The 21,368-nt window shown below is 64.8% G+C and carries 23 protein-coding genes; 9 read left to right on the top strand and 14 right to left on the bottom strand.

Going from position 1 to position 21,368, the window contains the following annotated elements; all coding sequences use genetic code 11:
- Positions 1-223 precede the first annotated feature (223 nt).
- From ettA to ACQR0W_RS05895, 3 genes are all read left to right on the top strand, one after another.
- On the top strand, positions 224-1,873 hold the full coding sequence (gene ettA / locus ACQR0W_RS05885; protein ID WP_315717864.1) for an energy-dependent translational throttle protein EttA: 1,650 nt from the start codon (positions 224-226) through the stop codon (positions 1,871-1,873).
- A gap of 135 nt (positions 1,874-2,008) precedes the next feature.
- Positions 2,009-2,587: a TIGR00645 family protein gene (locus ACQR0W_RS05890; protein WP_315750243.1), complete on the top strand. Its 579-nt coding sequence runs from the start codon at positions 2,009-2,011 to the stop codon at positions 2,585-2,587.
- Between the two features lie 131 nt (positions 2,588-2,718).
- Positions 2,719-3,906, top strand: a complete 1,188-nt coding sequence (locus tag ACQR0W_RS05895; protein ID WP_315717841.1) for a lytic murein transglycosylase — start codon at positions 2,719-2,721, stop codon at positions 3,904-3,906.
- Positions 3,907-3,994: 88 nt separating this feature from the next.
- Here ACQR0W_RS05895 and ACQR0W_RS05900 read toward each other — a convergent pair whose 3' ends face one another.
- Both ACQR0W_RS05900 and ACQR0W_RS05905 read right to left on the bottom strand, forming a co-directional pair.
- Complete coding sequence (locus ACQR0W_RS05900; RefSeq protein ID WP_257169446.1) at positions 3,995-4,276, bottom strand: hypothetical protein; 282 nt, start codon at positions 4,274-4,276, stop codon at positions 3,995-3,997.
- Between the two features lie 214 nt (positions 4,277-4,490).
- Positions 4,491-4,811 carry a hypothetical protein gene (locus ACQR0W_RS05905; protein ID WP_315717840.1) on the bottom strand — a complete coding sequence of 107 codons (321 nt, stop codon included), beginning with the start codon at positions 4,809-4,811 and terminating at the stop codon, positions 4,491-4,493.
- Between the two features lie 629 nt (positions 4,812-5,440).
- Between ACQR0W_RS05905 and ACQR0W_RS05910 the strand changes: the two genes are divergently transcribed.
- The gene (locus ACQR0W_RS05910; protein WP_315717838.1) at positions 5,441-5,725 is read left to right on the top strand and encodes a (2Fe-2S)-binding protein; all 285 of its coding nucleotides are present in this window, start codon (positions 5,441-5,443) and stop codon (positions 5,723-5,725) included.
- Between the two features lie 120 nt (positions 5,726-5,845).
- Complete coding sequence (bfr, locus tag ACQR0W_RS05915) at positions 5,846-6,331, top strand: bacterioferritin (RefSeq protein WP_315717837.1); 486 nt, start codon at positions 5,846-5,848, stop codon at positions 6,329-6,331.
- Positions 6,332-6,426: 95 nt separating this feature from the next.
- Here the strand turns inward: bfr and ACQR0W_RS05920 are convergent, their stop codons facing one another.
- The 5 genes from ACQR0W_RS05920 to ACQR0W_RS05940 form a co-directional block, all read right to left on the bottom strand.
- On the bottom strand, positions 6,427-6,738 hold the full coding sequence (locus ACQR0W_RS05920; protein WP_316173032.1) for a DUF3240 family protein: 312 nt from the start codon (positions 6,736-6,738) through the stop codon (positions 6,427-6,429).
- A complete protein-coding gene (locus ACQR0W_RS05925) occupies positions 6,735-9,809 on the bottom strand; it encodes an efflux RND transporter permease subunit (RefSeq protein ID WP_316191919.1) in 3,075 nt (1,024 codons plus the stop codon). Before ACQR0W_RS05925 ends, ACQR0W_RS05920 begins: the two co-directional genes overlap by 4 nt.
- Positions 9,810-10,931 carry an efflux RND transporter periplasmic adaptor subunit gene (locus ACQR0W_RS05930; RefSeq protein WP_434840599.1) on the bottom strand — a complete coding sequence of 374 codons (1,122 nt, stop codon included), beginning with the start codon at positions 10,929-10,931 and terminating at the stop codon, positions 9,810-9,812. It abuts the gene before it with no gap.
- A gap of 187 nt (positions 10,932-11,118) precedes the next feature.
- The gene (locus ACQR0W_RS05935) at positions 11,119-11,472 is read right to left on the bottom strand and encodes a hypothetical protein (RefSeq protein WP_434840600.1); all 354 of its coding nucleotides are present in this window, start codon (positions 11,470-11,472) and stop codon (positions 11,119-11,121) included.
- 21 nt (positions 11,473-11,493) lie between these two features.
- Positions 11,494-12,555 carry an alpha/beta fold hydrolase gene (locus ACQR0W_RS05940; RefSeq protein ID WP_434840601.1) on the bottom strand — a complete coding sequence of 354 codons (1,062 nt, stop codon included), beginning with the start codon at positions 12,553-12,555 and terminating at the stop codon, positions 11,494-11,496.
- Positions 12,556-12,651: 96 nt separating this feature from the next.
- Here ACQR0W_RS05940 and ACQR0W_RS05945 point away from each other — a divergent pair, with 96 nt between their 5' ends.
- Positions 12,652-12,924, top strand: a complete 273-nt coding sequence (locus ACQR0W_RS05945; protein ID WP_315717862.1) for a DUF2277 domain-containing protein — start codon at positions 12,652-12,654, stop codon at positions 12,922-12,924.
- A gap of 30 nt (positions 12,925-12,954) precedes the next feature.
- On the opposite strand, the gene ACQR0W_RS05950 is transcribed toward ACQR0W_RS05945, so the two are convergent.
- Positions 12,955-13,482: a collagen-like protein gene (locus ACQR0W_RS05950; protein WP_315827118.1), complete on the bottom strand. Its 528-nt coding sequence runs from the start codon at positions 13,480-13,482 to the stop codon at positions 12,955-12,957.
- A gap of 161 nt (positions 13,483-13,643) precedes the next feature.
- The gene (locus ACQR0W_RS05955; protein ID WP_315717831.1) at positions 13,644-13,913 is read right to left on the bottom strand and encodes a helix-turn-helix domain-containing protein; all 270 of its coding nucleotides are present in this window, start codon (positions 13,911-13,913) and stop codon (positions 13,644-13,646) included.
- A 456-nt stretch (positions 13,914-14,369) separates the two neighbouring features.
- Here ACQR0W_RS05955 and ACQR0W_RS05960 point away from each other — a divergent pair, with 456 nt between their 5' ends.
- A complete protein-coding gene (locus ACQR0W_RS05960; RefSeq protein ID WP_315717830.1) occupies positions 14,370-14,810 on the top strand; it encodes a hypothetical protein in 441 nt (146 codons plus the stop codon).
- A gap of 867 nt (positions 14,811-15,677) precedes the next feature.
- Here ACQR0W_RS05960 and ACQR0W_RS05965 read toward each other — a convergent pair.
- Positions 15,678-16,211: a mismatch-specific DNA-glycosylase gene (locus ACQR0W_RS05965; RefSeq protein WP_316171683.1), complete on the bottom strand. Its 534-nt coding sequence runs from the start codon at positions 16,209-16,211 to the stop codon at positions 15,678-15,680.
- 109 nt (positions 16,212-16,320) lie between these two features.
- On the opposite strand from ACQR0W_RS05965, the gene ACQR0W_RS05970 reads away from it, so the two are divergent.
- Positions 16,321-16,941, top strand: a complete 621-nt coding sequence (locus ACQR0W_RS05970) for a glutathione S-transferase family protein (protein ID WP_315717828.1) — start codon at positions 16,321-16,323, stop codon at positions 16,939-16,941.
- Between the two features lie 33 nt (positions 16,942-16,974).
- On the opposite strand, the gene ACQR0W_RS05975 is transcribed toward ACQR0W_RS05970, so the two are convergent.
- The 3 genes from ACQR0W_RS05975 to ACQR0W_RS05985 all read right to left on the bottom strand — a co-directional run bounded on the left by ACQR0W_RS05975 (position 16,975) and on the right by ACQR0W_RS05985 (position 19,179).
- The gene (locus ACQR0W_RS05975) at positions 16,975-17,244 is read right to left on the bottom strand and encodes a hypothetical protein (RefSeq protein ID WP_315827115.1); all 270 of its coding nucleotides are present in this window, start codon (positions 17,242-17,244) and stop codon (positions 16,975-16,977) included.
- A 194-nt stretch (positions 17,245-17,438) separates the two neighbouring features.
- Positions 17,439-17,693, bottom strand: coding sequence for a hypothetical protein (locus tag ACQR0W_RS05980; protein ID WP_315717825.1), 255 nt, complete (start codon positions 17,691-17,693; stop codon positions 17,439-17,441).
- Between the two features lie 226 nt (positions 17,694-17,919).
- Complete coding sequence (locus ACQR0W_RS05985; RefSeq protein ID WP_316171684.1) at positions 17,920-19,179, bottom strand: acyltransferase family protein; 1,260 nt, start codon at positions 19,177-19,179, stop codon at positions 17,920-17,922.
- Between the two features lie 662 nt (positions 19,180-19,841).
- Here ACQR0W_RS05985 and ACQR0W_RS05990 point away from each other — a divergent pair.
- Positions 19,842-20,186, top strand: a complete 345-nt coding sequence (locus tag ACQR0W_RS05990) for a hypothetical protein (protein WP_316171685.1) — start codon at positions 19,842-19,844, stop codon at positions 20,184-20,186.
- Positions 20,187-20,474: 288 nt separating this feature from the next.
- On the opposite strand, the gene ACQR0W_RS05995 is transcribed toward ACQR0W_RS05990, so the two are convergent.
- Positions 20,475-20,861, bottom strand: a complete 387-nt coding sequence (locus ACQR0W_RS05995) for a RidA family protein (RefSeq protein WP_316171686.1) — start codon at positions 20,859-20,861, stop codon at positions 20,475-20,477.
- Between the last annotated feature and the right edge of the window lie 507 nt (positions 20,862-21,368).

A 21,368-nucleotide genomic window follows, 5' to 3' on the forward strand; every position in this document is an offset into this window, starting at 1 on the left:
GAATTAATTAAAAGATGGTTGCAATTGTCGTGATCCGCCACACACAAGGTGATGGACCCGTATTCGTCCGTGGGCGGCAGGCCGGGCCGGCGCAGGAACGACCGTGATTCTCCCGGCATTTGTTCCCGCCGAGACCGGCTCGCCGGTTGCCCTTTGGGGACCGCGCGGTTACATCAGCGGCAACCATTTTCCGAAAATTCCGGCAGGCTTCAAGGGACACGCGATGGCGCGCCAGTTCGTCTATTTCATGCAGGGTCTGTCCAAGACCTACCCGACCCGCAAGGTGCTCGATAACATTCACCTGTCGTTCTATCCGGACGCCAAGATCGGCGTGCTCGGTGTCAACGGCTCGGGCAAGTCGACCCTGCTCAAGATCATGGCCGGTATCGACAAGGACTATACCGGCGAGGCCTGGGTGGCCGAGGGTGCCCGCGTCGGCTATCTCGAGCAGGAGCCGCAGCTCGATCCGAAGCTCACAGTGCGCGAGAACGTCATGCTCGGCGTCGGCAAGCAGAAGGCGATCCTCGATCGCTACAACGAGCTGGCGATGAACTACTCGGAAGAGACCGCCGACGAGATGACCAAGCTGCAGGACGAGATCGAGGCGCAGGGCCTTTGGGATCTCGACAGCAAGGTCGACCAGGCGATGGATGCGCTGCGCTGTCCGCCCGACGATGCCGACGTCACCAAGCTGTCCGGTGGTGAGCGCCGCCGCGTCGCGTTGTGCAAGCTGCTGCTCGACCAGCCCGAGCTGTTGCTGCTGGACGAGCCGACCAACCATCTCGACGCCGAATCGGTGTCCTGGCTCGAAGGTCACCTGCGCAATTATCCGGGCGCGATCCTGATCGTGACCCACGATCGCTACTTCCTCGACAACGTCACCAGCTGGATCCTGGAGCTCGATCGCGGCAAGGGCATCCCCTACGAGGGCAATTATTCCTCCTGGCTGCAGCAGAAGCAGAAGCGGCTGGAGCAGGAGGGCCGCGAGGATGCCGCGCATCAGCGCACTTTGGCGCGCGAGCAGGAGTGGATCGCGGCCTCGCCGAAGGCCCGCCAGGCCAAGTCCAAGGCGCGCTACCAGCGCTATGAGGAGCTGCTCAAGAAGGCCAGCGAGAAGCAGACCCAGACCGCCCAGATCATCATTCCGGTCGCCGAGCGGCTCGGCCAGAACGTCGTCGATTTCGACGGATTGTCCAAGAGCTTCGGCGACCGCCTGCTGATCGACAATCTCACCTTCAAGTTGCCGCCGGGCGGCATCGTCGGCGTGATCGGTCCGAACGGCGCCGGCAAGACCACACTGTTCCGCATGATCACCGGGCAGGAGAAGCCGGACGCTGGCACCATCACCATCGGTGAGACCGTGCATCTCGGCTATGTCGACCAGTCGCGCGACGCGCTCGATGGCAACAAGACCGTGTGGGAGGAGATCTCCGGCGGCAACGAGCTGATCCTGCTCGGCAAGAAGGAAGTGAACTCGCGCGGCTATTGCTCGGCGTTCAACTTCAAGGGCGCCGACCAGCAGAAGAAGGTCGGGGCACTGTCCGGCGGCGAGCGTAATCGCGTTCATCTCGCCAAGATGCTGAAGTCGGGCGCCAACGTGCTGCTGCTCGACGAGCCGACCAACGACCTCGACGTCGACACCCTGCGTGCGCTCGAAGAGGCGCTGGAGGATTTCGCCGGCTGCGCCGTCATCATCAGCCACGATCGCTGGTTCCTCGACCGCATCGCGACCCACATGCTGGCCTTCGAGGGCGACAGCCATGTCGAATGGTTCGAAGGAAACTTCCAGGACTACGAGAAGGACAAGATGCGCCGGCTCGGCCAGGACAGCGTGATTCCGCACCGGGTCAAGTACAAGAAGCTGACGCGCTGATCTCGCGAGGCGCGACGCGGTCTTTGTTCCGAGACAAAGCGTCGCGCCCCGGCTGCGGCCAGTTGTCGCTTTTCCGCGTGCTGCGATTGCGTAGATACATGATCCGCAATCCCTCCCAGCCGTGAGATTTTTCACATGTCTTCCTCCGACGCGACCCTGTCCTCCAAGGGCGGAGCGCTGCGCCCCATTCCCATGCTGATCTTCGGCTCGCGCTGGCTGCAGCTGCCGCTCTATGTCGGGCTGATCATCGCGCAGGGCGTCTATGTCGTGCTGTTCCTGAAGGAGCTCTGGCACCTGTTCGCCCACGCCTTCGATTTCTCCGAGCAGCAGATCATGCTCGCCGTGCTCGGACTGATCGACGTGGTCATGATCTCGAACCTGCTCGTGATGGTGATCGTCGGCGGCTACGAAACGTTCGTGTCACGGCTCAATCTGCAGGGCCATCCCGACGAGCCGGAATGGCTCAGCCACGTCAATGCCAGCGTGCTGAAGATCAAGCTGGCGATGGCCATCATCGGCATCTCGTCGATCCACCTGCTGCGCACCTTCATCGAGGCCGGCGCACTTTCGTCTGGCAAGTCGAACTACACCGAGACCGGCGTGATGTGGCAGACGATCATCCACACGGTCTTCATCCTCTCCGCGATCGGCATCGCCGTGGTCGACAAATTGTCGAATGCCGCGATCGAAGAGGCGAAGCAGGCGGGGCATTGAGCGGCAGCCTCGGGTTCCGTCGGTTGCCTGCCGACGTTCACAAGTGCCGCGGGCTATGGTAGCCCTGAGGCATGGTTCGGCAGCTGCTACTCCGTTTGCGCAGGCTCGTTCTCGTCGGTCTGGCGCTCTGCATGTTCGGCGATGGCCAAGCGAGCGCGGCTGACGCCGCCTTCACGCAGTTCATCAACTCGCTCTGGCCCGAAGCCAAGGAGCAGGGCGTCTCCCGCGCGACGTTCGAGGCGGAGACGCGCGGGTTGGAGCCTGACTACAAGCTTCCCGATCTGCTGCTGCCCGGCCGGCCCGCGACGGGGGCGCCGGCGCAGGCCGAGTTCGTGCAGGTGCCAGCCGACTACATCAAGGAAGCGTCGATCGCGCGGCTGGCCGCGCACGGCGAGAAGCTGATCCAGCAATATCGTCCGGCGCTCGCCGAGATCGAGCGCCGCTTCGGCGTGCCGGGGCCGGTCGTGCTTGCGATCTGGGGCCGGGAGACCGATTTCGGCCGCTATGCGCTGCCCTACGATGCGCTGCGCGTGCTGGCGACGCAGGCCTATGTCGGCCGCCGCAAGGACCAGTACCGCACCGAGTTCATCATGGCGCTGAAGATGCTGAGCGACGGCGTGGTGTCGCGCCGCGATCTCAGGGCGTCATGGGGCGGGGCGGTCGGGCTCACCCAGTTCCTGCCGTCGGAGTACTACAAGCACGGTGTCGATCTCGATGGCGACGGCAAGGTCGATCTCTGGCATTCGGTGCCGGACGCGCTCGGCTCGGCGGCGCTGCAGCTTGCCAACAAGGGGTGGCAGCGCGGCCTGCGCTGGGCCTACGAGGTCAAGCCGCCGGCGACTGTCGACTGCGCGATCGGCGTGCCGGAGGTGAAGAAGCCGATCGGCGAATGGCTGCGCGCCGGCTTTGTCCCGGTACGCGGCCAGCGGCTCAGCGCAGCCGAGCAGCAGCAGCCCGCGTCGCTGCTGCAGCCAGAGGGCATCTATGGTCCGGCGTTCCTGACGACGGCGAACTACTTCGTCATCAAGGAATACAATTTTTCCGATCTCTATGTGCTGTTCGTCGGTCACCTCGCGGATCGCATGACGAGCCCGGCTCCGTTCGCGACACCATGGTCGGCGTCAAAGCAGCTTCGGAGCAAGGACGTCGAGGCGATGCAGAAGGGCCTGACGCGGCTCGGCCTCTACGGCGACAAGCTCGACGGCAAGGCCGGCATGCAGACCCGCGCCGCGCTCGGCGCATTTCAGAAAAAGGCCGGCCTGAAGGTCGACTGCTGGCCGAGCGAATCGGTGCTGCAGGCGATCAACGCCGCGCGCTAAGCGGCCGAATTCGGTGCGAAGGCCGGAGCCGGTAGTAAAAAGCCCGGCCGCAAGGCCGGGCTTTTCGCATCGAGATGTATCGTCAGGATCAGTAGCAGACGCGAACCGGGCGGGACACCCAGCCATAGCCGTCCCAATAGCGCTCACGGCGCCACACGCACGGCGGCGGGCCCGGCGGAGGGGCTTCGACGTAGACCGGACCGCCATAGGCCGGACGGCTGGACGCGATCGCGCCGCCGAGCAGGGCGCCGCCGATCAGGCCGGCAGCCACGCCGGCACCCACGTCGCCAGCCTTGGCGGCCGGTGCCGTCACGCTCAGCGAACCGGCGATGGTCGCAACCGCAAGCACTGCGGTCAGGATCTTCTTCATGTTCCGAGATCTCCTGGAAGGCGCCCTCGCAGGCGCCGGGTTGGTGATTCACGCACGATCTGGGCCGTCAGCATCGTGAGAAAACACGACAATCCGTCAACCCTTCGTAAACTCTGTTCGACCTGATGCGACGGAAAAACGGTTTTTTCTGGCCGTGCCGGCCGCCGTTCTCGAAATTCCGGTGCAAGGTCATGGAATTAATGAAGGTGAACGGTCACTCGCAAACCCGGACGCGGCGAATCCGCCAGCCGTAGCCGTCCCAGAAGCGCTGGCGCTGCCAATAGCAGGCGTAGCCAGGATCGGCGACGTAGGCAGGCCCACCGTAATAGGAGTAGCCCGGTTCGTAAGAATATCCGGGCCCATAATAATAGGGATTGCTGCCCGCAGCGATGGCGCCACCGATGAGGGCACCCCCGAGCAGGCCGGCAGCGACACCGGCGGCGACACGACCATTGCGCGCTTCAGCAGGAGCAGGGGCCAGCGCTGCGGTCGACAGCGTTGCGACGGCGGCCAGGGCCGCAAGAGTCTTCTTCATGACCTTAACCTCTCTCACTCCAGGTCGGCGGATCGCGTATCAAGCGATACGGCAGGTTCACACATCCCGCTTGAATGATCAATGAACGGGGGCGTCCCATTGGACGACCCAAGTCCAGGATACGTTCAATGCTGCATTGCACAAAATTCACTGCCGCATTGGAGCCGGCATGACCCCCACGATGGCGATGGTCGTGGCGATCGGATTGACCTCGGCCGTCTGCTACGCGCTGTTGGTTCGTGCCGACCGCAGGCCCAACCGCCGCCGTTCGTCCGCGGACAGCACCAGCGTCGACTCCCACGGGGGGTCCAGCTCCAGTCAGGGGGGCGGTCTCGCAAGTTGGTTTTCCAATACCTCGTCGGACGTCATGGGAAACCCGATCGACGGCGGAGGTGACAGTGGCGACGGTGGTGGAGGGGACGGTGGTGGTGGCGACTGAGTTGCGCCTGCTCGATCGCCGCCCACCATTATTATTCGGCGGTAACTTTGATCTGCGGCAAGCTCGTACAGTTGGAGGCATTCTAGATTGATCGGGAAATTGGAATAGCTTCAAAAGCGCCGTTTTCCCTTTGCGCGGGTAGCTGCGGATGACTATCGATACCTGACCAAGGACGATTGGCCGGTTTCTCATGATTGTTTGTTCCTGCAACGTCATCAGCGATCACGATATCCGCAACGCGGTGAAGTCCGCGGACGAACTGCCGCGGAACCCCAAGCAGGTCTACGGTTGCCTGGGGTGCAGCGCGGAATGCGGCCGCTGTGCGCGCACGATCAAGACGATCATCGACGAGGCGCTTGGTCCCTGTGCCCGCGCCTGCCAAGCCGGCTGTCAGCACGGCCACCACCATGGGACGACACCGGTGAAGGCGATCGATGACGACCTTCAGAGCCGTTTCGCGCTCGCTGCCTGCTGACAGGCATTGCCCTCAGTCGCGTCGTTCTCCGCCCGAAAAATGCACATGAACGGGGGTCGTCTCCGCACTTCGAACCTGTTATTGAGCGCCTGCGGCCTCTAACTTTTTCGGAGCTTATCCATGCAGGGCGACCCCAAGGTCATCGAATATCTCAACAAGGGATTGCGCAGCGAGCTGACTGCCATCAACCAATATTGGCTGCACTATCGTCTGTTGAACAATTGGGGCCTTCTCGACATGGCGAAGGTCTGGCGCAAGGAATCCATCGAGGAGATGGAGCACGCCGACAAGTTCACCGACCGCATTCTCTTCCTCGACGGCTTCCCCAACATGCAGGTGCTCGATCCCCTGCGCATCGGCCAGAACGTCAAGGAGATCATCGAATGCGATCTCGCCGCCGAGATCGGTGCGCGGACGCTGTATCAGGAAGCCGCAACCTATTGTCACGGCGTCAAGGACTACGTGTCGCGCGACCTGTTCGAGCAGCTGATGAAGGACGAGGAGCATCACATCGATTTCCTCGAGACCCAGCTCGACCTCATCAACCGCATCGGTCTCGAACTCTACACACAGAAGCACGTCGGCGGCCTCGAGAGCGAGCACTGACGGCGTCGGCGAGGCGGCAGTCCGCTTCGGAACGGGAGGCGATTCAGGGCTGGTGTTTCAAGCCTTGAATCGACCGCCCCTGACGTCGAACCCGCTCACGCGATGATGCCGAAGGCAGTGACGGGTACGACCCAATAGACGAGTTGCGTTCCCGCAAACGCGCTTCTGAGCCGCTCGAGAAGCCGCTCGAGATCCTCTTCCGCCAACACGATCCGCACGACGACCTCGTCGGCATGTCCTTTCACCCGCTCTGCAGCGCTCCGCAGCCGGACGCGCGCACCGTGTCCGGCTGCTTCCGAGGCGGTGAAGCCCGTCACGAGATCGGTCTGCTCGCTCAGATGGTCGAGCACCTCGCTGTGAAGCGCATCCGGCACGATCAGGGTCAGGCAGACGGCTTGGCTGCTCATGTGGCTTCCTTCGCAGCGGCGCCGTAGCGGCGATACAGGATCGGCAACAGGATCAGCGTCAGCAGCGTGGACGACAGCAGGCCGCCGATCACGACGATCGCGAGCGGACGCTGGACCTCCGATCCTGGCCCCGATGCAAACAGCAGCGGGATCAAACCCAGCGCCGTGATGCTCGCCGTCATCAGCACAGGCCGCAGCCTGCGCTTGGCGCCTTCGACCACGATGCGCTGCTCGGGGACCCCGTGAGCGCGCAACTGGTTGAAATAAGACACCAGCACGACACCATTGAGCACGGCGATTCCGAGCAGTGCGATGAAGCCGACGGAGGCTGGAACGGAGAGGTATTCACCGCTCGAGACCAGCGCGAACACGCCGCCGATCAGCGCAAACGGAATGTTGACGAGGACGAGCAGGGCCTGGCGCACCGAGCCGAACGTGGTGAAGAGCAGCACGAAGATCAAGCCGATCGCGACCGGCACCACGACCGACAGACGCGCGGCCGCACGTTGCTGGTTCTCGAACTGCCCGCCCCATGTCAGCCGATAGCCGGACGGCAGCGGCAGCTCGGCTGCGACCCTTTGCTGAGCCGCCTGGACGAAACCGACCATGTCGCGGCCGCGAACATTGCTGCGAACCACGCTCATGCGGTTGCCGTCCTCACGATCGATCTTCACCGGGCCATCGACCCGCTGGATGCGTGCGACCTGCGAGAGCGCAACATGCTGGCCGGACGCAAGCGTCAGCGGCAGCGCCGCCAGCATCGTCGGCGCCTGCCGGGTGGCCTCGCCGCCGCGGACCAGGATCGGCGTCCGGCGTCCCTCCTCGAGCGCGGTGCCGATCGTTCGGCCTTCGATCTGCGTGCGCAGGGAGGCCGAGATCGAGTCCACCGTGAGCCCGAGCCGGCCCGCCTCCATCCGGTTGACGACGATCGTGTAGTACTGCGCGCCTTCGTTGAGGGTCGTGTAGACGTCCTGGGCTCCATCGATATCGGATAGAATCGCCGACAGCTTCGCTGCGATCTCGTTGAGCTTGGTGATGTCCGGGCCGAAGATCTTGACCGCGACATCGCCGCGGACGCCGCTGATCATCTCCTGCACGCGCATGTCGATGGGCTGCGTGAAGCTGAGCGAGACGCCGGGGAAGCCGGTCAGGACCTCGCGAAGCGTCTCGAGCAGGACATCCCGGTCGCTGGTCTGCCGCTGGTCTGCCGGCTTGAGCACCAGGAACGTGTCGGTCTGATTGGGGCCCATCGGATCGAGCCCGAGCTCGTCGGAGCCGGTGCGCGCGATGATGCCGGCGACGTCGGGCACCTTCATCAGGGCCGTCTGCAGCCGGGCATTGATGGCGAGGGACTCGTCGAGATTGACGGATGGCAGCGTCTCCACGCTGACGATGACGTCGCCTTCGTCCATCGTCGGCATGAAGGTCTTGCCCAGCCGGGTGTAGCCATATCCCGCGGCAACGAGGCTGACCAGCGCCGCTATGATCACCTTGCGCTCGTTGCCGAGCGCCCAGTCGAGCGCGGGCGCATAGACGCGCTGCGCTGCGCGGATCAGCAATGGATCGTCATGCGACGCGGATGTGAGCACGAAGGATGTTGCGACCGGAAGCACCGTCAGCGCCAGCAGCAGCGACGCGGCCAGGGCGAAGATGATCGCCAGCGCGACCGGAATGAAGAGTTTGCCCTCCAGCCCCTGCAAGGTCAGCAGCGGAACGAACACGATGATGATGATCAGGACGCCCGAGGCGACCGGCTGCAGAACCTCGCAGACCGAGCGGTAGACGATGTGGATCAGCGGCGTGGTGCTTGCGTGATCGTGCTTTGCGAGATTGCCGACGATGTTCTCGACCACCACGACCAGCGCGTCGATCAGCATGCCGATGGCGATCGCAAGGCCGCCGAGACTCATCAGGTTGGCGGACATGCCGACAGCCCGCATCACGATCAGCGCCATCACGATCGCGAGCGGCAGGCTGAGCGCAATCACCAGCGAGGCGCGCCAATTGCCGAGGAACAGCAGCAGCAGCACGACGACGAGCACCGTGGCTTCGCCCAGCGCCCGCACCACCGTGCCGACGGCGCGGTTGACCAGCCGGCTGCGGTCGTAGAACACGTTGATGGTGACGCTGCTCGGTAGCGACGGCTTCAGCTCATCCAGCCGCGCCCGAACGTCGCGCACCAATTGTCCGGCGTTGGCGCCGCGCAAGCCGAGCACGAGCCCCTCGACGGTCTCGCCCTTGCCGTCTTTCGTGACGGCGCCATAGCGGGTGAGGGCGCCGATCTTGACCCGCGCGACGTCGCTGACCCGGATCGGGATTCCGTCGCGGGTGTCGACGATGATCGCGCGGATGTCGTCGATGCCGCGGATGCTGCCCTCGATGCGGACCAGCGCGCTGTCCTCGCCCTGGTTGACCCGCCCGGCACCGTCGTTGCGGCTGTTGGCCTCGATGGCTTTGCGAAACAGCTCGGACGAGATGCCGCGCGCCGCCAGCGCATCGTTCCGCGGCACGATTTCGAAGGCGCGAACATAGCCGCCGAGCGCGTTGACGTCGGCAACCCCGGGCACGGTGCGCAGGGCCGGGCGGATGACCCAGTCAAGCAAGGTCCGGCGCTCGGCCAGCGACAGATCGGGACTGTCGATCGTGAACATGAACATCTCGCCGAGCGGACTCGTGATCGGCGCAAGGCCGCCGCTCACGCCCTCGGGGAAGTCGCGCGAAATGTTGGAGAGCCGCTCCGAGACCTGATTGCGGGCCCAGTAGATGTCGGTGCCGTCCTCGAAGTCGACGGTGATGTCGGCCAGCGCATATTTCGTCGCCGAGCGCAGGATCTTCTTGTTCGGCAATCCGAGCAGCTCCAGCTCGATCGGGACCGTGATGCGCTGCTCGACCTCTTCCGGCGTCAGACCGGGGGCCTTCATGATGATCTTCACCTGGACCGGCGAGACGTCCGGAAAGGCATCGATCGGCAGGCTCGGCAGGACGACGGCGCCAGCGCCGATCACCAGCAGCGTGCTCAGGATGACGAAGAGCCGCTGCGACAGCGCGAATGCGACAAGCCGCTGCAGCATCTACTGCCCCAGTCGCGAGAGGATGCCGCGCAGCGCCGAGATGCCGCCGACGGCGATCTCGTCCTTGTCCGTGAGGGGGCCGGCGATGACGACGTGATCCTGATCCTCCGCGAGCAGCGTCACGGGGACGAGCCGGAAACCGCCTTCCGTGGCGACGAACACCGAGGTCTGCTCGCCGCGACGGACGAGGCCGCTATAGGGAATCTCCCATGCGCTTTCGCCTGCCGAGATGAAGCCGATGCGAGCGGCCGCCATCTGTCCGGAATGCAGCTCACCGTTGTTTGGAATCTCGGCGCGGACGAGAATGGTCTGCGTGGCGGCATCTGTCGTCTCGGACACCAGGATGACCTGGCCCGGTGTCGCATAGCCTTCGATGTCGACCTTGGCGCCGGTCTTGATGGCGCCGATGTTGGTCGCGGGGATCGCGATCTCGGCCCATAGCGGCGACAGCCGTGCAAGCTTTACCAGGGACGCGGCCTGCTCAAGGCGCTGGCCCGGCGATACCGCGATCTCGACCACGGACGCGGCGCGTGGCGCCGTCACGGTGAGTGTCGCGCTGATCGCCGCCTCATTGCTGAGCCGGGCGATCGCTTCGTCCGACAGCCCGCTGATGTGCAGCATCTGCCGTCGTTCGGCGACGACGATGCTGGCCTGGCGCGCTTCGGCCTGGCTCGACTCCAGCACGCGTTGCGGGATGGCCTTGCCTTCGAACAGGTCGGCGTTGCGCTTCAACTGCTGAGCCGCGAGTCCCTCCTGGGCCAGCGCGTGCAGGTAATCGCGCTGGAGCGAGACGAAGCTCGGACTCTCCAGCGTGAGCAGCGGCTGTCCGACGGTCACGCGATCGCCGCGGGCAACGGCGAGGTTGGTGATCATCCCCGCAACCGGCGCGCTGACGACCCATAGTTGAGGCGTGGGAATGACGATCTGCGCGGGATAAGGCAGCGTCCGGTCCATCCGGCTGGAGATCGGATGCGTCACGCGCACGCCGAGGTTCTGCGCCTGGCTTGGCGTGAGCTTCAGCTCATCATCGGCCAACGCAGCGCAGGGCGCGACGACGAGAGCCAGCGCGAGAGACGCGCGGGCCAGACGGCCTGCGGACCGGAAAAACAATCGCTTGGGCATTTCGATCAGGAATCTTCGCGTTCATGCATGACGCATTCTGCACACTATTTCGGCCAATTTCCGTATTTGTTGAGCTGCGTCAACAGGGTCCGGTCACGAGCCCGCGAGCCGAGCTGAAAATCTCGCTTGAGACCTGTCTTGTCGCCAACGACTCGCAGCAGTCACAGTCAGATGGCGCACATGCGCGTCATACCGCATCCGCGGGAACGAAACAGCTGATGATGATGTCGCCGCGGTGATGGACGTACCACACCACGGCTTCGCCGATCGGGTTGCCGCGGTCGCGGATGATGGCGCGTTCCGGCACCGGCATCCGCCGGCCTTCGATCGGTACCCAATAGGTGCCGTCACGGACGTCATAGGTGGTGCGGTGGCCGTCGGAGACATCGCAGCATGGCACGCCGTTCGGGGCGATCACGCTCTTGAACCACGCGCGGATATCGGACGGGACGTTGTCGAACTGCCCGTTGTCGAAGGCGGCCGCGACGGTCGCGCAGGCGAACGAGCCGATCGTGACAGCGGCCAGCATCGTCCTGCGCATTCGTTCGCTCCCTCTGCCGATCTACATGCCGCGCTGCGGCGCCGTCGCCAGCAATTCGCGCAGCGGCTCGGCGTAGAACTTCGCATTTCCGGTGGTCAGGTGGCCGCGCGTCTCGGCCGAGGTCGGGATGAGGAAGAGCTTGCCGTTGGCGACGCGCTTCATCGCGTCGACCGTGACGCCCGTCTCCGGCGGATTGCGCTCGTCGTCGGCCGAGTTGATCAGCATCACGGTCGCCTTGATCTTGTCGAGATCGACGGACGGATTGTAGTCGTGCGAGGAGTCCCACTGATAGATGAAGTCGTTGGCGTCGGCGGGGATCGGCGTGGCGAGGCGCTCCTCGACCAGCTTGTCGGCCTTGGCGGCGGTCGGTGCCGCGAGCTGGTAGGCGATGGTGCCGCCGGCCGAGGCGGTGGCGTAGGCCGTGACGGCGTATTTCATCATGCGCGGCTGCGCGGTGTAGTTGCCGCCGTTGTAGTCGGGATCGTTGCGGATCGTCTCCAGCATCAGCCGGCGCAGCATCCAGTTGCGGGCCGCCATTTCGGTCGGCTGCGAGGCCATCGGCACCGCGACGTCCATGAAGTCCGGATAGCGCGTGGCCCACACCCAGCTATGCATGCCGCCCATCGAATTGCCGATCACAAGCCGCAGGTGCTTGATGCCGAGCCCCTCGGTCAGCAGGCGGTGCTGCGCGTCGACCATGTCGGCATAGTCATAGGCGGGAAATTTCGTCTTCAGCCCGTCGGAGGGTTTTGACGATTTGCCGTGGCCGATGCTGTCGGGGATGATGATGTAGTACTTGGTTGCGTCGAGCGGCTGGTCCTTTCCGAACAATTCGCCGGCGAAGGTCGGCACCAGCATGCTTCCGCCTGAGCCGCCGGTGCCATGCAGCACCAGCACCGGCTGCCCGGTCGGCTCGCCGACGGTCGTATAGTGCAGCCTCAGCTCCGGCAGCGTCTCGCCGGTGTGGAACTTGAAATCCTTGACGACGAAGTCGCCCTGCTTCGGGGCGGGATAGTCGGCGGCGCGGGCCGGCGCGCAAACAACGACGACGGCGGCAAGAACGGCGGCAAGCGGTCGAAACATGGACTCCCCCTGATCATGCGCGACTCTTCCGGCCGCGTCGGAGGCATGATAGCACGGTCTGCGACCTGGTTCAGTACCGTATTGATGGGACTCATCATGTGCCGCAACATCAAGACGCTGTTCAATTTCGAGCCGCCGGCGACGGAGGCTGAAATTCAGGCCTCGGCCCTGCAATTCGTGCGCAAGCTGTCCGGCTTCAACGCGCCCTCCCAGGCCAACGAGGCCGCCTTCGCCCGCGCGGTCGAGGAGGTGGCCGACGCCGCGCGGCGGCTCCTGACCTCGCTGCAGACCCAGGCGCCGCCGCGCGACCGCGAGATCGAGGCGGCCAAGGCGCGGGAACGCTCGGCGGCCCGGTTCGGCCCGCGCTGAGGCCTATCGTGCCCTGACGGAGGGCGAAGCTCAGAAACCCTCGTCGTCGTGGTCGCCGCGCCCCTGGGCGTGCTTGTCGTGCTTCTTCTTTTTCTTGCCCTTCTTCTTTTTCTTCTTCTTCGGGAGGTCGATGTCGTGCGGATCGTCGTCCTCGAAGGCCTCGTCCAGTGCATCGTCATGCGTGGTGGCGGCGAAGATGTCGCGCACCGCCACCAGCTCGGCCTCACGCTCATGCGCCTCGCGATCGCGGTTGCGCTTGTAGTCGTCATAGGCGGCGAAGATCTGCTCCAGCCAGGGCATCAGCTGATCGATGGTCGGCAGCGTGCCTGGCGCTCCCGGCTCGCCCTGCGGACCTTGCGGTCCGGCAGGTCCCGGCTTGCCTGGCGGACCGGCCTCGCCGCGGGGCCCCTGCGGACCGGGCCTGCCTTGCGGACCCGCCTTGCCGTCGGGACCGGGCTTGCCGCGCTGACCATCCGGTCCGCGCCGCCCGGGCTGCCCTTGCGGGCCACGTGGACCCACCGGGCCCTGCAGGCCGCGTCCGGCCGGATTCCTTGCCACTACCGCAACTCCGCTACACGTCTTTGATTCGCAGCGAAGCCTAACAGAGCCGCGACGACGGCAGCAATTGCAGCAGGGCTGCGAGGCCGATTGATCAACATCAATCGGCGCCGCATCCTGATGAGTTCCACGCGATGGGATATCGCGTGGCCGCCGTCGGATCAGGCCGAATAGGCCGGCACCGCGATGCCGTCGGCCGTGTAGATGCGGATCTTGTTGCGCAAGGTACGCACGGGCATGCCGAGCAGCCTTGCGGCGTGGGTACGATTGCCGTTGCAGCGCGCCAGGGTCTGCACGATCAGCTCGCGCTCGATCTCGGACAAGGGCGTGCCGATCAACAGCGGTAGGACCTCCGCCGCGGAGCGCGACGGTGGCATGGCAAGCGGCACGAGTGACGGACTTGCGGCTTCGGATGACAACTCTTGCGACATAACTCCTCCCGATCAACGCCCGCGCCGCACGAGAGACGACGCGTAAACATCGAGACCAACTAAACATCCAGCCCGTAAATCACCGTGGTCGGACAAGGTTAATGGGGCCTTAACGGCGGCGTCCGGCCGCCTTGCACGCGCCAAATACCCTGAAATCGCCTTGGTTCTGCGCGGGTCTCGACCCATTTCGCCGGCGGCCGGCGGCCGGCGGCACATCACGGCCCGCCCGGTCGGCATGCCCTCCGACAGCCATCGTCAATGTCGGCGGCGGGCCGTTTGCATTGCCAAATTCCTGCGGTGAGAGCGCGTCATTTCGAACACACCGGCGGCGGCGCATGCGCGGTGCCGCGCAAAGGGCTAAATTCGGCCCGATCGATTCGCTTGGTGGGGCACGATCGTCACACACGGCCATCGAATGACCTCAAGCCCAAATTCACTTCGCTGGAGACTTCATCCATGACAATTGCATCCTCGCTTCGCGGTCTGCTGGTGGCACTGACGGCTGCTTGCGGCGCCGTCATTCCGGCCACGGCGCACGCGGATGGCGGCTTCATTACGCTGACCATCTACAAGGCGGGGTGGATCATCGGCGGCTCCGGCGGCAGCGGCGTGTTGAACTTCCACGGCCGCGCCTATCCGCTGTCGACCGGCGGCCTCGACTGGGGCCTGGTGTTCGGCGGCTCGCGCACGGTGCTGCGCGGCCGCGTCAGCAACATCTGGCGTCCGTCCGACGTCGAGGGCGTCTACGGCGCCGCCGGCGCGGGCCTCGCCGTCGGCCGCGGCGTGCGCGGCATCGTGCTGACCAACCAGAAGGGCGCGGTGCTGGAACTCTCGGGTGAACAGATCGGCCTCTTGGCGAACGTCGATCTGTCCGGGCTCGCGATCACGATCAGGTAGTTGCGTCATCGTCGTCGTCATCGTGGCTGCGTAGCAACTCACAACAGGTGTCATCGCCCGCCTGCGCGGGCGAGGACCGTCGTTGCGTGCTGAGCACTGCCAACACCATCTCTCTCCCTCACTCCTGCTCATAAGTCCGCGTTCTCGCCGCATCGCGTGCGCGAGGGATGCATCGTACGAGCCCCATCGAAAATTGAGAGGGGCGGGGAAGGCCGGGAGCTCGCCGCTCCCATGGTCCGCGTGCAACAGATAAGCACGCGGCAGAACCACAGGTTCGGCGGAGACATCCCGGCCTTCCCTGCGCGCATGGTCTGACGGCTTATACGTGGTCTCCCTGGCGCGCCGGCTTGTTGGCCGCCATTGCACGCGTCACGCTTCCGCATGAGCACGCACGTGATACCAGCTTCGGGGTATCAGGACATCACGACTTCACCGTACGTGACAGCCGCGCTCGTCGGGCGCAGCGATCACGTCCACCGCGGCCCACCTCCACGTATCGTGACGACGCGTACGTCCCTCTGCATGAGGCGGGTTGAGCGGAAACATCGTCCTGATTTGCCCGACATGGCAAGCGCGCGGACGTGCGACAAACTAACACGACGGGCAGTTAGTGCATGGTGCGCATGCGGTGATTGCCTGTCGGGCAAACCGGTTGTTGATCGCGCGAGGCATGGCGACGCCGCGGCATTTCATGCGATCGCGCCGCCTTCGCGTACTGGATCGTCCGCCTTCGCGGACGATGACGCCTGCATGTTGAGCTGCGGCGGAGCTCGATCCGCTGCACTTGCGAGCGCGAGCCAGAGCGCGGCACCTTGGACCGTCATGTCCCGCGTCGGCGGGGCATCCAGTCCTCCGCGGCCTTCCGCCTCAATCGAGACGATCTCGGATGACCAGAGTTCCGGAAGCGCAAGCCACATGCGCTGCCAGCTCCTGCCACGGCTGCAACGTCCACGCGCCAGACGCCGCACCGGACGGAGAGGCGAGCACGAACGTTGTCGGAAAGCCATCCCGCTCCGGCTGCCGCCCCAGCGCAATCGTGCCGGTCGGCTTGCCATAAAACAGGCTCGCGGCCTTCTTGCTGGTGAAGGCGACGGTTGCCGGGCGATGGTGTCGGATCTTTGCGGCGAAACCGGCGGCGTCGACGCCGGCCTTCAGCGCGACATGGTCCATGCCCGCGCCCAGCTTGCACAGATCGGTGAAGCCGATGCCGAGCGACAGCAGCGCCGGAAATTCCTGCGGCTGGTACAGCCGCGGTGTCAGGCCGACCGCGAACAGCGTGCGCCAGAAACGGTTGCCGGGATGGGCGTAGTAGTGCCCGGTCGCCGCCGAGCGTTCGCTCGCGGCGGTGCCGACGAAGACGAGGCGCAGGCCGGGCTGGAGCTGGTCGGGCAGGCGGTTCATGGCTGGCGTTGTCGCATTGTTGCAGCCGCTGCAACAGCCTGTTGCAGGGAGGCCGCATTGTTGCTGCGGCGTCCCTGGTCTAGGTGACGCGGAGCCACGGGAGCACCTGATGTCGCAACGTCGTCTGTACTATTTCGCCCTCTCCGGCCACGCGCATCGCGCGCGGCTGATGCTGAGCCTGCTCGGCCTGCCTTGCGAGCTCGTCGAGGTCGACCTCAAGGGCGGCGCGCACAAGCGGCCGGACTTCCTCGCGCTCAATCCGTTCGGCCAGGTGCCGGTGCTGGTCGACGGCGATGCCGTGATCCCCGATTCCAATGCGATCCTGGTCTATCTCGCCGGCCGCTATGACGGCTCCGGCACGTGGCTGCCGCGCGATCCGCTCGGCCAGGCCCAGGTCCAGCGCTGGCTGTCGGCCGCGGCCGGTCCGCTCGCGTTCGGCCCGGCGGCGGCGCGGGTTGCGACCTTGTTCGGCGTGCCGCTGGACATGGCGCGGGCGCACCAGCTCGCCAACAGCCTGTTCGGGGTGATGGAATGCGAACTTGCCGCGCGACCCTATCTGACCGGCGCGACGCCGACCATCGCCGACGTCGCGCTCTATAGTTACACCGCGCATGCGCCCGAAGGCGGCGTATCGCTGACGCCGTACCCCAACGTGCAGGCATGGCTGGCGCGGATCGCCGACCTGCCCGGCTTCGTGCCGATGCAGGCGAGCGCAGTCAGCGCAGCTTGACCGCCGCCATGTACGACTGCGTGCGAACGCCGCTTACAGGAAGCAGCGGCGCTCGTCGCGCAGCTTGAGCTGGATGTTGGTCGCCTCGACGAAGGTCGGCACCGGCTTGGACACGATCTTGTAGGTCGACGGCCACTCCACCGGCTTCGACTGCAGCTCGGTGTTCCAGATCTGGCAGATGCCGGTGTTGTCCCAGCGGATCACGTAGTAGCCGGACTTGGGCGCAGGCGCGGCGAAGGCGGTGGGCACGATCGAGGCGGCTGCAATGGCCGCGGCGGCGGCGAGCGTGGTCAGGCGACGCATCATCAATCTCCTCAAACAAAACAACGACAATCGCCCGCCCGCGCGGGCCACCGGCCTTGCGGCCGGACCAAGGCCAAAGTGGTGCGACAAAAGCGCGCGCAACGCAAGCCGCGCGTGCCGTCATTCACAGCGATGTCCGGGATGTGAAACGACGACTTGCCGCCGTCACGTGATGCCATAAGGCGCGCGCGGGCTCACAGCGTGCAGCGGCCCTGCTGGCGCAGCCTGATCTGCCGGGTCACGGCGTCGTTGAACGTCGGCACCGGCCGGCTGATGACCTGATAGCTCGACGGCCATGCGACCGGCTTGAAGGCGAAGGCCTCGCTCCAGACCTGGCAGATGCCGGTGTTGTCCCAGCGGATGATGTAGTAGCCGGCCTGGGCGGGCGCGGCGGCGAGCAGCGCGGCCGCGAGAGATGCAGCAAAAAAGATTGTGGTGAAACGAGGCATCGTCAACTCCGGCAACGAACTGGCCCGGCCAGCGGGTGGCCCTATGTCGGAGCGGTCTCGTTCATTTTGAAGGCAAGTCTGCAGAACGTGTGCGTCAAAAGCGCGCGATCGTGGTCACCTGATCACTCCTGATGATCCCGGCGGAAGGGGAGGCGGGTCTGCAGGCTCGGCGCGTCGACTTGATTGCGGGGCTGGCGCGGTCGTTTCGGCGACCTCGGCGCACGGCTCAGGGGCGGAAGCCTTCGGTGCTCGCATGCGACGAGAAGCGGAGATCCGCGCCGAAGCTCGCTGCCGGAACCAGCACCGGAGACGCGCCCGTGACGATCGGCGGCGAGGTGACCGGCTGCGCGCGCCGGCGCAGGAAGTGGCGCTCGAGATAGGCGTAGGACAGCGTCGCCGCCACGATCGACAGCGGCAGCCCGATCGCGAGCCGCAGCGGCCACCACACGCCGTAGCTGTCGAGGAAGTTCAGGATCGGCAGATGCCAGAGATAGATGCCGTAGAAGATCCGGCCGAGGAAGATCGCCACCGGCCATTCGAAGATGCGATGGCAGATCGTGCCGTGGCTCCGCCCCAGCATGGTCAGCGCGAGGGTGCCCGGAAGCACGCCGCACACCATGCTGCCGAACAGATAGTAGTTCATGCTCGGCCCGTCCGCCGGCCAGAACAGGAAGGTGACCATGATCCAGTAGATCAACAGCGGCCATGCGAGCTTAGGCCACAGACGATCGAGCGCGGGATGGGCGCCTTGCGGCACCAGCCTGAGCACGACGGCCATGGCGCAGCCTGCCATCAGCGCATCGGCGCGGGTATCGAACGCGGTGTAGAGCCGACGCCACTCCGTCCCCTCGATCACCAGCGCCACGCGCCAGGCCCAGATTGCGGCCGCAATGGCGCAGATGGCCCCGACCAGCCGCCAGGTCACGCCGAACCGCTTCACCAGGAGGGCGAAGGTCAGCGGCCACAGCAGATAGAACTGCTCCTCGGTCGACAGGGTCCAGGTGTGGCCGATGTCCTCGATCGTCTTCGGATCGAGCACGTACCAGTAGTTGGCAATGTAGGAGAGCGCGATCGCGGCACGCTCGACCGCCGGCAGCAATGGCGGCCGCAGCAGCCAGGTGAACAGCAGATAGGCCGCGAGCATCAGGAGCAGCGGCGGCACGATCCGGGCGAAGCGCCGGGCGTAGAACTGACGGAACCTGATGTGGCCGTGCTTGTCGATGTCCCGCAGCAGCAGGCCGGTGATGTAATAGGCGCTGGCGACGAAGAACAGGTCGATATAGAGCACCGCGCCCGGCACGAGGCTGTGGGAGACATGCGCCGTGACGACGCCCAGCGTCATCAGCCCGCGCATGCCGTCATGCGAGGGAACGTAGCCGAGCGGATAGACCTGGGCCTGGAAGGCCTCCCGGATCGCCTCCCGCAACGGCGCCGTGGCGGTGCCTGCGAGGCGCAACAGGGCATGGATCGGCAATGAATAAAACATCTATCGTGAAATTTTCGGAGATAATGTTTCGGACTATTAAATCTTATTTAAAATTTAAATCGACCGCAAGAGACGAAATAGCAGGACGGGGGCCATCACGACGCAGGGTTGCGGCGGAATGAGGCAGGCCGCCGCGGTGGCGGCAAACGGCGGCGTCAGTGCAGCTGATGCGAAGGGAAACTCGCGGTGCTGCTGCGGAGCGCAACGGCGTGTTGCTCGACCGGCATCTTCCGCTCCTCGAGGTCGCGTGAACGGCAGAGCGGCGTCCGCTGATCGGCAGCACGATCGCTGGACGACGATCATAGTCATTGACCGTCGCCTCATCGGCAAAACCGTAGGGTGGGCGAAGCGACGTCTCGCTGCATCGCCGCGCGTCGGCTGACGCGTGCCCACCATGCCCTCCGCGGTGGGCGCGCCTCCGCCGCCGCTCTGCGAGCGCCGACGGCGGCTTTGCCCACCCTGCGGTGTCGCGGCCGCCGCGACGCCCTCGATCAGCATCTTCTGGAGTGGGGGCGCTAGACGGGTGAATGCGCGTCCACGACGGTGTCGGTGTCACCAACACGGAGTGACAATCATTGGTTGTAAATCGCGGAATTGAAGTCTAAAATCCGCGATTGTTTGAGCGCGGCCAATTTTTGAGTTTCATTTCAACGGAGCTTGTCATGGAAGAAGCGCATATCAAGGCTTTCGAGGCTCTGCCTCAGTCCACCTCATGCAGGATCATCACGTTCGACAGCGCGACCGTGGTGCCTGGCATCGTTCCGAACACCTACTTCCTGATCGTCACCGGCACCAAGCCCTGGGTCACGATGAAGGTCGAATTGCATCCGCTGATCTATATCCGGCAACCCGAATATTGGGGCATCGAGGTGGTCGGCTGCCAAAGCGGCATCGGCTTGCCGCAGACCGCGCCGTATCACGTTGTCCTCGACATCACACACGTGCGCGGCAAGAAGGGGATCGAAGTGATCGGCGCCACGAGCAGGAAGCAGATCAACGTGCCGTAGGTCGGTCGACGGTCGGGTGGGGGGCATTCGCGCGCGCCGAAGCGGATCGCGCAACGCCCTCGGCCTGACCAGCTCACGTTACGACGAGCGCCGCGACACCCTCGATCTCGATCAGCATCTTCGGATCGGGCAGAACGTAGGGCGGGTTAGCGCCCGCGGGACGATTTCACCGCGGAGGGAATGTTTGCCAGGGCGCGTAACCCGCCGCCTGGAATGGTGGGTTACGCGAACGGCGTTCAGCCATGTGCGAGCGTGGAGAGATCGTCGGTTGCCGTCCGCTAACCCACCCTACCGTTTCGCGACCGCCGCGACACCCTCGATCTCGATCAACATCTTCGGATCAGGCAGCGCTGCGACCACGCAGGTGGTGCGCGCGGGGTAGGGTGCCGGCCCGAACGCCGCGGCATAGAGTCGGTTCATGGTCGCGACATCAGCGGCTCGCGTCAGCAGCACGTTGACCTTGACCAACTGGCGGATGGTCGCGCCGCCTTCGATCAGGACGCGAGTGAAGTTGGTCACGACATTGGCGAACTGCGCGTCGAAGTCGTCGGGCAGGTTGCCATGGGCGTCGAAGCCGGGAATGCCGGAGATGAAGAGGAGGTCGCCGATCCGGGTGCCAAACGACAGCGGCGGGGCTTTGATGTGGGGTGGGGCGGGGATGTGGTGGATGGGCATGGGACGTCCATTTCGATCTCGTAACTATTCACAAGAGGCGCAAAGCACGCGCTAGGACCTGGGCAGTGGATTTCGGCAGGCTACCGAAAATTCCTACTAGTGCAAAGGCGACCGGCCACAGGCAGGCGGCTAGACCGAACAACCAGTGCTGCTTTGGCTCGCGGGAAGACCGTCCGGACATCAGATTCTCCTGCTTCTTTCGCCGCGAAGGTGATGTCCTTTCCTACAAAGTACAATGATGAAATAACTTAGTTGGCGGTCGGTTTAACGGGCCACTAAACCGAAATTGACTTAATCCCTTGGATTTACTTACTCGCGTTCCTTGCGGATAGTTGTGGATTGGGAACGTGAAGGAGGCTGTTTCTGCATTCGTCGACCGTTCCTTGTCGCTGAAATTGAGAAGGCGGACATCAGCGAGCTTCCGTCATTGTCGCAACAAGCGGCAACCAACGCATCAATTGCGAAATCGAAGGACCGAGCAGATCTCAAACAAGAAAGCCGGGCTTG

Source organism: Bradyrhizobium sp. HKCCYLRH1034, from assembly GCF_051168375.1.
GTDB lineage: Bacteria > Pseudomonadota > Alphaproteobacteria > Rhizobiales > Xanthobacteraceae > Bradyrhizobium.